Annotated in this window: 13 protein-coding genes; 5 read left to right on the top strand and 8 right to left on the bottom strand. The window is 67.1% G+C overall.

Annotated features, from left to right (window positions below; translation table 11 throughout):
• Positions 1–289 precede the first annotated feature (289 nt).
• Together RQI28_RS01540 and RQI28_RS01535 are read left to right on the top strand one after the other, a co-directional pair.
• The gene (locus RQI28_RS01540; RefSeq protein WP_311220833.1) at positions 290–1264 is read left to right on the top strand and encodes a class I SAM-dependent methyltransferase; all 975 of its coding nucleotides are present in this window, start codon (positions 290–292) and stop codon (positions 1262–1264) included.
• Between the two features lie 113 nt (positions 1265–1377).
• On the top strand, positions 1378–1839 hold the full coding sequence (locus tag RQI28_RS01535; RefSeq protein WP_311220832.1) for a carboxypeptidase regulatory-like domain-containing protein: 462 nt from the start codon (positions 1378–1380) through the stop codon (positions 1837–1839).
• Positions 1840–1849: 10 nt separating this feature from the next.
• Here the strand turns inward: RQI28_RS01535 and RQI28_RS01530 are convergent, their stop codons facing one another.
• Positions 1850–2446, bottom strand: coding sequence for a class I SAM-dependent methyltransferase (locus RQI28_RS01530; protein ID WP_311230721.1), 597 nt, complete (start codon positions 2444–2446; stop codon positions 1850–1852).
• The gene (locus RQI28_RS01525; protein WP_311220830.1) at positions 2443–2976 is read right to left on the bottom strand and encodes an EVE domain-containing protein; all 534 of its coding nucleotides are present in this window, start codon (positions 2974–2976) and stop codon (positions 2443–2445) included. The genes RQI28_RS01530 and RQI28_RS01525 overlap by 4 nt, the downstream gene beginning before the upstream one ends.
• 125 nt (positions 2977–3101) lie before the next feature.
• On the opposite strand from RQI28_RS01525, the gene RQI28_RS01520 reads away from it, so the two are divergent.
• The gene (locus RQI28_RS01520) at positions 3102–3719 is read left to right on the top strand and encodes an NUDIX domain-containing protein (RefSeq protein ID WP_311220829.1); all 618 of its coding nucleotides are present in this window, start codon (positions 3102–3104) and stop codon (positions 3717–3719) included.
• 117 nt (positions 3720–3836) lie between these two features.
• On the opposite strand, the gene RQI28_RS01515 is transcribed toward RQI28_RS01520, so the two are convergent.
• The 6 genes from RQI28_RS01515 to RQI28_RS01490 all read right to left on the bottom strand — a co-directional run bounded on the left by RQI28_RS01515 (position 3837) and on the right by RQI28_RS01490 (position 10465).
• The gene (locus RQI28_RS01515; protein ID WP_404976846.1) at positions 3837–4754 is read right to left on the bottom strand and encodes a ZIP family metal transporter; all 918 of its coding nucleotides are present in this window, start codon (positions 4752–4754) and stop codon (positions 3837–3839) included.
• Positions 4755–4854: 100 nt separating this feature from the next.
• Positions 4855–5820 carry a ferritin-like domain-containing protein gene (locus RQI28_RS01510; protein WP_311220828.1) on the bottom strand — a complete coding sequence of 322 codons (966 nt, stop codon included), beginning with the start codon at positions 5818–5820 and terminating at the stop codon, positions 4855–4857.
• 242 nt (positions 5821–6062) lie between these two features.
• A complete protein-coding gene (locus RQI28_RS01505; protein WP_311220827.1) occupies positions 6063–8657 on the bottom strand; it encodes a DEAD/DEAH box helicase in 2595 nt (864 codons plus the stop codon).
• Between the two features lie 100 nt (positions 8658–8757).
• Positions 8758–9294, bottom strand: coding sequence for a hypothetical protein (locus tag RQI28_RS01500; protein ID WP_311220826.1), 537 nt, complete (start codon positions 9292–9294; stop codon positions 8758–8760).
• 23 nt (positions 9295–9317) lie between these two features.
• On the bottom strand, positions 9318–9569 hold the full coding sequence (locus RQI28_RS01495) for a GlsB/YeaQ/YmgE family stress response membrane protein (RefSeq protein ID WP_311220825.1): 252 nt from the start codon (positions 9567–9569) through the stop codon (positions 9318–9320).
• Positions 9570–9898: 329 nt separating this feature from the next.
• Positions 9899–10465 carry a C40 family peptidase gene (locus RQI28_RS01490; RefSeq protein ID WP_311220824.1) on the bottom strand — a complete coding sequence of 189 codons (567 nt, stop codon included), beginning with the start codon at positions 10463–10465 and terminating at the stop codon, positions 9899–9901.
• Positions 10466–10743: 278 nt separating this feature from the next.
• Between RQI28_RS01490 and RQI28_RS01485 the strand changes: the two genes are divergently transcribed.
• Together RQI28_RS01485 and RQI28_RS01480 are read left to right on the top strand one after the other, a co-directional pair.
• On the top strand, positions 10744–11847 hold the full coding sequence (locus RQI28_RS01485) for a PQQ-dependent sugar dehydrogenase (protein WP_311221540.1): 1104 nt from the start codon (positions 10744–10746) through the stop codon (positions 11845–11847).
• Positions 11848–11961: 114 nt separating this feature from the next.
• The gene (locus RQI28_RS01480) at positions 11962–12576 is read left to right on the top strand and encodes an isochorismatase family protein (RefSeq protein ID WP_311220823.1); all 615 of its coding nucleotides are present in this window, start codon (positions 11962–11964) and stop codon (positions 12574–12576) included.
• The last annotated feature ends 107 nt before the right edge of the window (positions 12577–12683 follow it).

Raw genomic sequence — 12683 nt, 5'->3', positions numbered from 1 at the left:
CTGGATGTTTGCTATTAAAAATATAGCTGCTTGCGCTTATCAGATAAGCGCTAGGGCCTGATTTGATGCATTTTTTCCCTGCATGACGCTCGCACGAAGATGCGTTTTGGCCACATGTCGCCGGGTGCATCGCCCGGTATCAGCCCACCGGGCAGGCGTGCCGCAGACCGTGGCATCGCGCGCTCCATAATCCGCCATGCTATTGATTCAGTAGCTTGCAGCGCACGCACCGTCAGCGGTGGCGGCTGTTTTCATTCTTTTCATACCCGTTCTGTTTCGCACCCTCCTCATGCAAGCCCTGCTCGACACCATCGCCTCCATGCCGCTGCCCACCGACGCGCAGCGCATCTTCCATGGCCGGGGCGGGCGGCAACCGGGCTGCGAGCAGTGGTCGTTGGATGCGTACCCGCCGGTCTTTGTGCTGACCAGCTTCGCGCCGGTGACGGAGGACGAGCTCGCCGCCATCGGTGCGGCGCTGCAGGCGCGTTGGGAGCAGGTCGCGCCTGCGGGCCAGCCGCTCAACTGGGTGTTCCAGCATCGTGGCGAAGCGTTGCGGATCGAAGGCCGCAGCGAGACACGCCTGATGGCCGGCGCCGTGCCCGACCCGCACACCGTGACCGAGGCCGGCACGCGCTATCGCGCGCATGTGCTGCGCGGGCAGAACCACGGCCTGTTTCTGGACATGGCCGAGGGCCGGCGCTGGGTGCGCGACTTCGCGGCCGCCCGCAGCGGCGACCGATACGGGCTGAAGGTGCTGAACCTTTTTGCCTACACCTGCGCCTTCTCTGTGGTGGCGCTGCAGGCGGGCGCCAAGCACGTGGTGAATGTGGACATGAGCCACGGCGCCATCGCCATCGGGCAGCAGAACCATCAGCTCAACGGGCTGACGGCTGGGGCCAGCTTTCTGGCGCACGACCTGTTCTCGTCCTGGGGCAAGGTCACGCGCGGCGGCCCGTACGGCCTGGTCATCGTGGACCCGCCCAGCTACCAGAAGGGCAGCTTCGTCGCCACCAAGGACTACGCCCGGCTGATGCGCCGCCTGCCGGATCTGCTGGCGCCGGGCGGCCACGCGTTGCTGTGCCTGAACGCGCCTGAATTGAACACCGCCTTTCTGCAGGACCAGATGCAGGAACTGGCGCCCGACCTCGCCTTCGTCACCCGCGTGGCCAACCCTGCCGAATTTGCCGACGTGGATGAGGAGCGGTCGTTGAAAGTGCTGGTCTACCGCGCGCCCGATCTGGAGCCCAACACGCCGCAGTCCTGAGACGCGAAAGCAGTTCGAGGCGGGCAACGGCTGACAAGCAACGGCCCCAGTGACCGACAGGCTTGTGGGCGCCGCGACACGACCATGTCGCCTTTGCCTATCGGAGATTCGCCATGCCCCGCTTCACATCCATCACGCCCCGCGCTCGCCACGCCGCCGCCATCATTGCCCTGGCGGGCGCAGCACTTGGTTCGGCGGCTTTTGCCCAACAGCCCGCTGCTGCCGCTGCGACCGCAGGCCCACTGCCAGCCGCGCAGACCCAGGGCGCACTGCGCTACGCCTGCGGCGGCATCGGCATCGACGAATCCACTGCCATGCGCGCTGCGATGAAAGACCACCCGCTCTCGCTGCTGTTCGCTGCCGCTGGCGGTGCCTATCAGGCCGACGTGCAGGTCACGCTGCGCCCCGAAGGCCAAGGCGCAGGCCAGCCGCTGACCTTCACCGCCAACGGCCCGATCTGTTTGCTGACAGTGCCGGCGGGCACCTATGCGGTGGAAGCCAGCGCCAATGGGCAGCAAAAGCGCCAGTCGGTGACGGTGGGTCAGGGGGCGAAGACGCTGGACTTCCGGTTCTGAACGTCTTTCGTCAGGCCTGCAACGGCTTTCTTGCAATCACGTCGAACCGGTGCCAGTACTTCGGGCCCTGCATGCTGGGGCCCATGCCTTCCGTTTCTTGAAAGCTCACCATGTCCCAGCCGGCGAAGAGCGTGTGAAGCTCTGCGGTGGAAACAAACGTCATGGTGGGAGAACCAGCCCAGGCATCTTGTGGCCCGAAGAAATGGCCGGCGAAGAGCCCTCTTGGCTCGACCGCCGCGGCAACGATCTGCCAGAAGCGCCTGAAGGCTTCAGGTGCACAAAAAGGCAGCGACAGCCCGGCGTGGACCAAGGCGGCGGCAGGCAGGTGGGTGACGTCTTCGAACGCACGCACTTCGGCGGTTAGCACGCCGGCCTCTGTGGTTTGAGCCAAAGTCCGCACACGTTCGATGGCAGCAGGCTCCCGGTCCAGGGCATGAACGTGCCAGCCGGCGTCCAGCAAGGTGCGGCATTCATTTCCTGCGCCGCAGCCCAAATCCAGCGCCGTTTTTCCTAAAGGGTGATCTGAGCAGGCTTGCAGCGCCCGGGCTAGCAGAGGCGAGCGTGCGCGGCCGGCACTGCGGTCGTAATAGGCTTGCCAGATGGTCATGGCTCGCCCGCTGAGCGGCAGCCCATCATGTGATCGACGATCTCCGCCCATTCGGCTGGCTCGACCGGTGTGATCGACAGACGGTTGCCGCGCTGCAGCACCCGCATGCCGCTTAAAGCGGGCCGCGCTTTCAACTCGCCCAGGCTGACCAGCCGCGTCTTGCGCGTGGTCTGCACGTCCAGCAGCAGCCAGCGCGGCTCGTCGGGCGACGACTTCGGGTCGTAATAAGGCGAATCGGGGTCGAACTGCGTGGGGTCGACCCGCACGCCGGAGGCGATGCGCGCCAGGCCGGCAATGCCCGGTTCTGGGCAACTGGAGTGATAGAACAGCACGCCGTCGCCGACCCGCATGGCGTCGCGCATGAAATTGCGCGCCTGGTAGTTGCGCACGCCCGTCCAGGGCACGGTGCTGCCCAGCGCGGCCAATGCGTCGTCGATGGAGCATTCTTCGGGCTCGGACTTCATCAGCCAGAAACGGGGAGGTTCGCCGTGACTGCGATCAGCAGATGGAGGTTGGGAACGGTCGCTCATGCAGCCATTCTGGCTGACGATTGCCGCGATTGCCGCGATTGCCGCCATGGGCGCGATGGGCGCGATGGGCGCCGGGCCCGGGCTATGCTCAACGTCGACTCCGCACCACCCCAACTGCCAGCGCAATGACCCGTCCCACGTCCGCCGTTCCCATCGCAAGCGCCGAACACGTCAAGCTGCTCGACGTGCAATTGCTCTCCGACAACTGGTACACGCTGCGGAAGATCACCTTTGCGCTGCGGCGCCGTGACGGCCAGTGGCAGACGCTCAGCCGCGAAACCTACGACCGGGGTGACGGCGCAGTGCTGCTGCTGTTCGACCCGCACCGGCGCACGGTGGTGCTCACACGGCAGTTTCGCCTGCCGGCCTTCATCAACGGCAGTGCCGACGGCTTGCTGGTCGAGGCCTGCGCGGGCCTGATCGACAGCGACGAACCGGAAAGCTGCGTTCGCCGCGAGGCCGAGGAAGAAACGGGCTTTCGCGTGCGTCAGCCCCGCAAGGTGTTCGAGGCCTACATGAGCCCCGGCTCGGTCACGGAAAAGCTGCATTTCTTCGTCGCCGAATACGAGCCCCAAGACCGCCTGGGCCATGGCGGCGGGCTGGTGGAGGAGGGTGAAGACATCGAAGTGGTCGAGATGCCGCTGGCCGACGCTCTGGCAAGCATTGGCACCGGAGCGATACAGGACGCGAAGACCATCATGCTGTTGCAGCACGTGGCACTGGCATTGCAGAGCGCTGGCTGATGCACTGACGCACCGGCGTGCCGCAGTGGCAGTGAAAGCGCACCGAGCGCAGTTGGCGGGCTGGAGTGACTCCGCACCCATACGGCCGCGTGCGCCATCAGGGCAGAAGGCGATCAGCTAAGCCAGGGCAGTATCCAGCAGCATCATCAGCACGAACCCCAACATCAAGCCGCCAGTGGCAGCAGCTTCGTGCCCTTTGCGGTGCGACTCGGGAATGATCTCGTGGCTGATGACATAGAGCATGGCGCCTGCCGCAGCCGCCAGGCCCCAGGGCAGGGCGCTGACCGATGCAGTGACCAGCGCCACCCCGGCCACCGCGGCAATGGGCTCGATCAGGCCTGACAGTACGCCCAGGCCCGCCGAGGTCAAGCGCCCGTAGCCCACGCTGCGCAGGGCCAGGGCCACCACCATGCCTTCGGGCACGTCCTGAATGGAGATGCCGGTGGTCAACGCCAGGGCGGATACCGCATCGGTGCCGCCGTAGGCCACGCCGATGGCCAGGCCTTCGGGCAGGTTGTGCAGCGCGATCGCGAACACGAACAGCCAGGCGCGCTTGACGGCCCGCGCCTCGCGGCCTTCCAGCCCTTTGACGAAGTGCTCATGCGGCACGATGCGGTCGATGAACATCAGCAGCAGCGCGCCCAGCAGGATGCCCCCGCCGACGATGCTGCCGGCACCCCATGCGCTCGCGCCGTTCGCCTTCGCCGCCGCCAGGCCGGGAATGATGAGAGAGAAAGAGCAGGCCGCGAGCATGACGCCCGCGCCAAAGCCCAGCATGGCGTCGTGCGTGCGCTGCGAAAAACGTTGCGACAGCAGCACCGGCACCGTGCCCAGCGCTGTCGCCAGCGCCGCCACGCTGCCGCCCATCAGCGCGCCCCGCATGCGCGGGTCTTCCATCGGGAAGGCGCCGATCACATCGCGCAAAAGCAATCCGGCGCCGCACAAAGCGATGGCCCAGCCCACCCAGCGGCGCCATCGGGGCGCCACGCTCCGCATCAGGCCGGAAGAAAGCAGTTCGGAGCGGACTGGGTGCATGACTGACTTTCAGGAGGGTGAACGGCAGAGCCGATTAGAAGGGAGGGTGGCGCTGCAATGCCAGTCGCAGCGCCCGCCGCAGCGCCCGCCGCACCGCCCGTCAGGCCAGCGCGCTGCTGAGCACCAAATTGCCGTTGACGCCGGCCGGGTAGAAGCCACCCTTGTTCACCGCGCCGCTGTTCAGGTAAACGATGTTCAGCACATCGCCCGGCGAGCGGCTGTAGGCGATGCCGTCCGCGTCCAGCGGCACGATATTGGACACATCGCCCGTCGGGCTGATGCCCTGGTCCACGTCGCCGCTGTTGTCCAGGCTGTCGCGGGCGTTCGAGATCGCATCGGCCGCCGTGCGCAGCACCGGGGTCTGCAGGCCCTTCGCGTACAGCACCGTGCGTACCAGCCCAGCGTGATAGGCCTCTGCAGCCAGGATGCCCGCGGCCGCTTCCAGATAGGTCTTGTTCTGCACCAGGGGCGATGCGCCCTTGTACGCCGTCACACCCACGTCTTCAAATAGATAGGCGGCCAGCAGGAAGTTCTCGTCGCTGGCATAGGGGTCGAACGATTCGCCCTGGCCAATCAGTCCCGCTGCACGCGCCGCCGTGGAGAAAGCGCCCGTTGGCGATGCACTGATGTCGATGGCCGGATGCGCCACCGCCGCATTGCCCAGCACGCGGCGCAGGAAGGCGACATGGGCCAGTTCGTCGCCTGCGATTTCCTTGGCGTACTGGCGTACCAGCGGGTCGGTGAAGTTGACAGCGCGACCGCCCGTCACGGCACCTTGCAGGCCCGTGCCCGTCTGCAGGTTGGCGTTCAGGCCGGAGCCGGTAGCGGCGAACACATAGAACTGTGCTTCGAGGTATTCGAGGTTGAGCGCGAAGTTGAGGATGTCCTCGTCCGACGGGCCACTCGACTGGGCGGTGGCGTTGTCGCCCCCGCCACACGCTGCCACCAGCGCACCACCGGCGATACCGGCGGCAAAGCCGCTGCTTCTGCGCATGAAGTTGCGCCGTTCGGCGCGTTTCGCCATCACCTCTGCTGCCTGGGGACGGGTCAAGAAGTTTCCGAGCATGGTTGATTCCTTTGTGTGGCGCCGTCGCGTGCACTGTTCCAGTTGCACGCGCCGCGCCAAAGTGCCGACATGGCCCTTGCGGGATAGGACGATTGACAACGCAACCCCTCACTGCCGGCCGTGCGGGATGAGCCCTCAACCTGATCGTCCTACGCCCCCGCCTTCGTCAACGGATCGCATAGATGTGTAACGCCGTGTGTTGATTCCGCGCCGCGGATTGAACAGATGTCTGGATGCAGGGATTACCCCTGAGCTAAATCGTCCCGGCCAGTGCGTCGGCCCGTGCCACCCCACCGCGCAGCGTCGTCCTCAGGAATGGCCAGCGGGTTGTTCAGCGGCTCAGTCAGCGGAGCCAGCAAGGCATGCAGATCGGCCTCGCTGAACTTGACGGCATCGGCGCTGTCGTGGCCCAGCACGCCGTCTGCCAGCGCCTGCTTGCGCGACTGCAGTTCCAGCAAGCGCTCTTCGATGCTGCCTTCCACCACCAGGCGATAGACGAACACTGGCTGGTCCTGGCCGATGCGGTGCGCTCGGGCGGTGGCCTGCTCTTCCACGGCCGGGTTCCACCACGGGTCGATGTGGATCACCGTGTCGGCAGCCGTCAGGTTCAGGCCCGTGCCGCCGGCCTTGAGGCTGACCAGCAGTACTGGCGCGCTGCCGTCGCCTTGCGCTTGAAAGCGCTGCACCACGCCTGCGCGTTGGCGGGGCGGCGTCTGGCCGGTCAGTTCCAAAAAAGGCCGGCCCAGGGCACCTAGCTGCTCCGCCACCAGCGCGAGCATGGCGGTGAATTGCGAGAACACGAGCACGCGCCGGCCTTCGTCAACCAGCGCCGGCAGCGTGTCGGCCAGCCATTCGAGCTTGGCGCGTTCAGTGCCTGCAGGCAGCTTGGCGCCCTTGACCAGATGCGGGTCGCAGCACACCTGGCGCAGCTTGAGCAGGGCATCCAGCACCGCGATCTGCGCGCCCGCCCAGCCCTGGCGCGCCAGCACCCGCCGCACCTGCTTGTCGGCGCCCGCACGTACCGCTTCGTACAGGTCGCGCTGGCGGCCCTGCAATCGCACGCGCTGCAATATGTCCGTGCGAGGCGGCAGCTCGGCCGCCACGTCGGGCTTGCGGCGCCGCAGGATGAACGGGCGCACCCGTTGCGCCAGCAGTTGCGCCCGCAGCGTCTCTCCGTTCTCTTCGATGGGCTTGCGCCAGCGCTGCGCGAAGTGCCGCGCGTCGCCCAGAAAGCCCGGCATGAGGAAATCGAACTGCGACCACAGCTCGCCCAAGTGGTTTTCCAGCGGCGTGCCGGTCAGGCACAGCCGGTGCGAGGCACGCAGGCTGCGCAGCGCGCGGGCGCTGCGGCTGCCGGCGTTCTTCACCATCTGCGCTTCATCCAATATCAGCAGATGAAAGCGCTGTGCGGCCAGCTGATCCACATCGCGCCACAGCAGCGGGTAGGTGGTCAGCACCAGGTCATGCGACGCGATGGTTGGGTACAGGTATGCACGATCGGGCCCGTGCAGCACCAGCACGCGCAGGCCCGGCGCCATGCGCGTGGCCTCGGCCTGCCAGTTGAACAGCAGCGACGTGGGCATGACCACCAAGGCGGGCTCGCGCAGCCGGCCCGCTTCTTTTTCGGCCAGCACATGTGCCAGCGCCTGCGCGGTCTTGCCCAGCCCCATGTCGTCCGCCAGGATGCCGCCCAGCTGCTGCGCACGCAGGTATTGCAGCCACGCCAGCCCGGCCAATTGGTACGGGCGCAGAGTGATCGCCAGACCTTGCGGCGCGGGTACGGGTTGCGGCGTGCCGACGGCCTTCAGCTGTTCGGCCAGCACGGCCAGGCCGGCGTCGCCCTGCAGCTGCCAGCCGCTGGCACATCCGGCATCCAAAGCCGAGCGCAGTACCTCGAGCCGGCGCGCTTCCCAGGCGCCCAGGCGCAGCGAGTCGCCGTCCTTGCGCTGGCGCCGGCCTGGGTCTGTCAGCAGGTCGACCAGCGCACCGACGATGGCCTTGAGCGGCGCGGCGGGCGCGTCGATGCGCCGGCCACCGGGCGCGCGCAGGCGGATGGTGGCGTCGTCCGCAATGGCGGCCAGATCGGCTGCGTTCAGCCAGCGCGGGTCGCGCTGCAACAGGTCGGCCAGCATGGGCGCCAGGTCCACGGTCTGGCCGTCGATCTCCACGCCCAGGGTGAGCAGCCAGGCGCCCTCGCGCGCTGGCAGCTGCAGCTTTTGCACCGGCCGCTCGCGCTCGGCCAACGGGCCATCGACCTCCCGGCCCAGCACCTCGCCGGTGTCGGGCGCGATCAGCAGCTTCCAGCGCTCGACCGGCACGCTCTCGTGGGCAAAGCCGGGTTGCACGACCACGCTCCAGCCCTCGGCGCGCAGGGCGGGGATCTGGTCGGCCCAGAAGTCGCCGAACTGCGCCTCTTGCGGCAGCGTCCAGACGGGGCCGAGGTGATCACCGAGCGCGCGGTGGCGCCATTGCAGCTTGGTGGGGTCCACGGGAACGAGCCCCAGGTCCCACACCCGGTCCATGGCGTCGGCCTCTGCGCCCAAGTCCCGGCGCAGGCGGATCACCGGGCCGCCCGTGTCGAACAGCTCGACGTCTTCGGCCGGCCGGCTGCCCAGCACACTGGTGGGCGCGAGCGTCTGCCACTCATGGCCATCGGGCGTGCGATAGGTCCATTCGATGCGCGCAAGCGTGACGTTGTCACCGCGCGGGCCCATGCGGCCTTGCGGCTGAAGGCCCAGCAAGCCGTCGCCCCGGCCAAGCGTCATGAGGGTGATACGAGGGCGGAACGCGCCGCAAACGGAGTCGTCAGGGGTGCCGGAAGCGGGGACAGCGGTCATCGGGTTGCGATTGTGCCCAATGCACAGGCTGCAACATTGCTTTGCTATGATTTTTGATGTGCCAGCGCTTGCCAGTCAAGCGCTGCAGGCCGAAAAGGCCTTATTTTCGGGGCGAGGCCTTGAGGTCGCTGGGGGCAGGCAGCGCCAGTTGCGCGCTCTTGACTACCTCGATGCAGTCGCGCACGTGCTGCTCACCCAGAAAACGCAGCGTGGCGTAGCCCAGCACAGCGGACACGGCCTGGCCGGCCAGCGGAACGAATTTGGCTGCCTGCTTGGCCGTCAGCCGCACGCCCACCACGCGGGTGGCGCGAATGACCAACTCGCGGGTCACCAGCTTGCCGATGAGCACCGAGCCCACCATCGACACGGCCTTTTGCACCTGCTCGCGCTTGTGCGGAGTCAGCCGGTCGATCTGGCCGGGTGTCAGGCCGAATTGTTCGTTGATCTGCGGAATGAGGCGCGAGAGCAGGGCGGCGTCCACCGCCCAGTCCAGCCCGGGCAGCGGCACCGTGCCTGCCGCAGCCGCTACCAGTGCGCGGCGGTGCAGCAGGCTTCGGCTGCGTTCGATGGCGGCCTGCAGGGCGGAGTCGCCGCCTGCCAGTTCCTGCGCCGTGGGCGCTTTGGGTCGCAGTGCCATCGTTTTCAGGACGGGGAAGACGCTCAGCCCTTGCGGCGGATCAGGCCGTAGAGCACCAGCAGCACGATGGCACCCACGATGGAAGCGATCCAGCCTGCGGCTTCGCCTTGCGCGTACCAGCCCATCGCCACGCCCACATAGGTGGCCAGGAATGCGCCGGCCACGCCCAGCAGCATGGTCATGATCCAGCCGAGCTTGTCATTGCCGGGCTTTAGCGCACGGGCCAGCAGGCCGACGATCAGGCCGATGAAGAGGGTTCCGAGGATGGACATCATGATGAAGTGGCTTCCAATTTCAATAACAGTGGAGAAAGAGAGGGCGAGACCCAACCGGGCCCGCCCAGCGCCTGCGCATTGTTGGCGAACTGCCGTGCCTGGCTTGCAGGACGGCGCCGCGTGCGTGAACATCCTGTGAACTGAGGGAGGGAGTGTGCGCTAGGGCGCGCGATGGAAGCGCCGCCTTGAGGGGCGCGCAAAGAGTCGCCGAGCAGATGCCCATGGCAGCGGGCAAAAACCGCTACGGCCATTTACATCGGCTTGTTGGGTGGGGTGCGGCCAATGCCGCAAGGGCTTTGCCAGTCAGGCCCGAAGGGCCAGCAGCCGCCTTAGCGGCGCATTGGCGCGTTGGCGACGGCTTCGATCTGGTCGTCGTCGCCTGCCACGCGGCGGGCGCCGTTGAACCGGCGTTGCCAGTACGACCCGCTCATGTCTTCCACCCGTACCTGCGCGCCGCTGCGGGGCGCATGGATGAACTTGCCGTCACCCACGTAGATGCCCACGTGGCTGAATGCGCGGCGCATGGTGTTGAAGAACACCAGGTCGCCCGGTTGCAAATCTTTTTTGTCGATGACTTCGGTGGCGGCCGCCTGCTCGTTGGCGCGGCGGGGCAGGGCGAGGCCCTTGGCCTGCTCGAAGATGGTGCGAACGAAGCCGCTGCAGTCGAACCCGGTGTCGGCGCTGCTGCCGCCCCGGCGGTAAGGCACGCCCAGGAAGCCCATCGCGGTCGACACCAGCGTGGTGGTGCGGTCCGCCACGTCGTGACGCACTTCCTGCAGGTGGGTGAGCAGCCCGCGTTCTTGAAGAATGCGGTCGATGTCGTCAGCGTTGGCATTGCCGGGAGCGGCATGGGCCTGAGCGCAAACAAGTAACAAAAAGCAAAGCCAACGGGACATGGGTCGCGAGAGTACCACGGGTCGAGCGCTCGTCCTACGCCCGAAACCATCGCCAACTGCTTATTTCATGAGCAACCCTTGGCCGATAGTGGTTGCCTTTGGCGGCTAAATCCCCTGAAACGTGCGCTGCCAACCGGCTTCTTCAGCCATCTCGCTTTCACAATGTTTTGTTTTCAGGAGACACGATGATTTTGCAACGAAGTGCACGCCCAGCCATACTCTGGCGGGCGCCCCACGCTATGGTTACCGTAGCAACCACGGTGCTGTTGATGGGTGCCATGGTGGTTTCAACGGCTGCCGATGCGACGGCGCCCGTTCAACCGGCGGCCGCCCGCACGGCGGCATCCACGGACATCGTGGCGACCGGGCTCGCCAATCCGTGGGGGCTGGCCTTCCTGCCCGGAGGCCGCTTTCTGGTCACCGAGCGAGCCGGCCGGCTGCGCGTGGTCGAGGCTGACGGCCGCCTGAATGCGCCATTGGGCGGCCTGCCGGCCATTGCCGCCGGCGGGCAGGGCGGCTTGCTCGACGTGGCGACCGACGCGGCGTTCCAGACCAATCGCCGCATCTTCTTTTGCTTCTCGGAGCCCGCAGCCGACGGCAGCGGTGCCAACAGCACAGCGCTTGCCAGCGCCACGCTGGCCGAAGGCGCCACCGCGCTGCAGAACGTGAAGGTGATCTTCAGCCAGCAACCCAAGGTGCGCAGCACCGCCCACTTCGGCTGCCGCATCGTGCAGGACGCCAAGGGCGACCTGTTCCTGACGCTGGGCGACCGCTTTCAGCGCAAGGACGATGCGCAGACGCGGGACAACCACCACGGCAAGATCGTTCACGTGCGGCCTGAAGGCGGCGCTGCAGCCGGCAACCCCGCCGTGGCGCAAAGCGGCGCGCTGCCCGAAATCTGGAACTGGGGCCACCGCAACGTGCAAGGCGCCACGCTGGCACCCGACGGCCGGCTCTGGACCCACGAGCACGGCCCGCAGGGCGGCGACGAGATCAACATCGCCCAGGCGGGCCGCAACTACGGCTGGCCGGTCATCACCTATGGCGAGAACTACGGCGGCGGCAAGGTGGGTGAAGGCACGGCCAAGGCGGGGCTGGAGCAGCCGCTGCACTACTGGGTGCCGTCGATTGCGCCGTCGGGCATGGCGTTTCTGACCAGCGACCGCTATGGCGCGGCCTGGAAGGGCAGCCTCTTCATCGGCTCGCTGCGGTTCGCGCGGCTGCATCGCCTGCAGGTGGACGCCGCCGGCAAGGTGACGCGCGACGAGTACCTGCTGGACAAGGCCGGCGACCGCATCCGCGACGTGCGCCAGGGCCCGGACGGCTGGCTCTACCTGCTGACCGACAGCCCGGAAGGCAAGCTGCTGCGGCTCAAGCCATGATCCGGGGCGCCTTCATGCCTGCTATATGATTGATAGCTGCCAGCGCTTGTCCATCAAGCGCTAGAGCCCCATTTCGCTTCAAATCGCTGTTTTCTGTTTTCACAAAGACGCACCATGCTCCTCGACGCCCTCGAATCCCAACTCGTTCTGGTGGACTACCAGGAACGCCTGATGCCCGCGATCTTCGAAGGCCCGGCGGTGCTGGCCAATGCGCGCCTGCTGGCGCAGGTGGCGCAGGCGCTGGAGGTGCCGGTGTGGGGCACCGAGCAGAACCCGTCGCGCCTGGGGCCCAATGACGCGGCCCTGCGCGGCGCCTGCCGCAAGACGCTGGCCAAAATGCAGTTCAGCGCAGCCGAAGAGGGCCTGGGCGAATGGCTGCGCCCGCCGGCCAAACCGCAGCAAGGCGGCAACGCCCGCAGCCTGCCGCGCCATCTGCAAAAGCCGGCCCAGCCGCAGGGCGGCGCCGACGCGCGGGGCAGCATCGTCATCGCCGGCTGCGAAGCCCATGTCTGCCTGATGCAGACGGCGTTGGACTTGCTGGACGACGAATTCGAGGTGTGGGTGGTGACCGACGCATGCGGCTCGCGCACCGAGCGCAACCGCGACGCCGCCTTCGACCGCCTGGCCGGCGCTGGTGCCGAGCTGGTGACCACCGAGATGGTCGCCTTCGAATGGCTGCGCGGCTGTGAGCACCCGGCGTTCAAGGACGTGCTGGCGCTGATCAAGTAAAGCGCTTCATTCGTCGATTCGTCGCGAGGGCGGCCGAGCGGCGGGGCTTTGTCAGCCAGACGCAAGGGCATGGTGAATGATGGAGGCCATAACGACCACCAGGAGAC

Origin of the sequence: Acidovorax sp. WCS2018Noco2-16 (genome assembly GCF_031843945.1) — a bacterium.
In the GTDB taxonomy this organism is placed as follows: Bacteria; Pseudomonadota; Gammaproteobacteria; order Burkholderiales; family Burkholderiaceae_C; genus Paracidovorax.
This window is presented reverse-complemented; position numbering and strand designations above follow the sequence as displayed.

Coding starts and splice junctions, on each gene's coding strand:
- RQI28_RS01540 (WP_311220833.1), top strand. CDS start 290: ATGCAAGCCCTGCTCGACACCATCGCCTCCATGCCGCTGCCCACCGAC.
- RQI28_RS01535 (WP_311220832.1), top strand. CDS start 1,378: ATGCCCCGCTTCACATCCATCACGCCCCGCGCTCGCCACGCCGCCGCC.
- RQI28_RS01530 (WP_311230721.1), bottom strand. CDS start 2,446: ATGACCATCTGGCAAGCCTATTACGACCGCAGTGCCGGCCGCGCACGC.
- RQI28_RS01525 (WP_311220830.1), bottom strand. CDS start 2,976: ATGAGCGACCGTTCCCAACCTCCATCTGCTGATCGCAGTCACGGCGAA.
- RQI28_RS01520 (WP_311220829.1), top strand. CDS start 3,102: ATGACCCGTCCCACGTCCGCCGTTCCCATCGCAAGCGCCGAACACGTC.
- RQI28_RS01515 (WP_404976846.1), bottom strand. CDS start 4,754: ATGCACCCAGTCCGCTCCGAACTGCTTTCTTCCGGCCTGATGCGGAGC.
- RQI28_RS01510 (WP_311220828.1), bottom strand. CDS start 5,820: ATGCTCGGAAACTTCTTGACCCGTCCCCAGGCAGCAGAGGTGATGGCG.
- RQI28_RS01505 (WP_311220827.1), bottom strand. CDS start 8,657: ATGACCGCTGTCCCCGCTTCCGGCACCCCTGACGACTCCGTTTGCGGC.
- RQI28_RS01500 (WP_311220826.1), bottom strand. CDS start 9,294: ATGGCACTGCGACCCAAAGCGCCCACGGCGCAGGAACTGGCAGGCGGC.
- RQI28_RS01495 (WP_311220825.1), bottom strand. CDS start 9,569: ATGATGTCCATCCTCGGAACCCTCTTCATCGGCCTGATCGTCGGCCTG.
- RQI28_RS01490 (WP_311220824.1), bottom strand. CDS start 10,465: ATGTCCCGTTGGCTTTGCTTTTTGTTACTTGTTTGCGCTCAGGCCCAT.
- RQI28_RS01485 (WP_311221540.1), top strand. CDS start 10,744: ATGGTGGTTTCAACGGCTGCCGATGCGACGGCGCCCGTTCAACCGGCG.
- RQI28_RS01480 (WP_311220823.1), top strand. CDS start 11,962: ATGCTCCTCGACGCCCTCGAATCCCAACTCGTTCTGGTGGACTACCAG.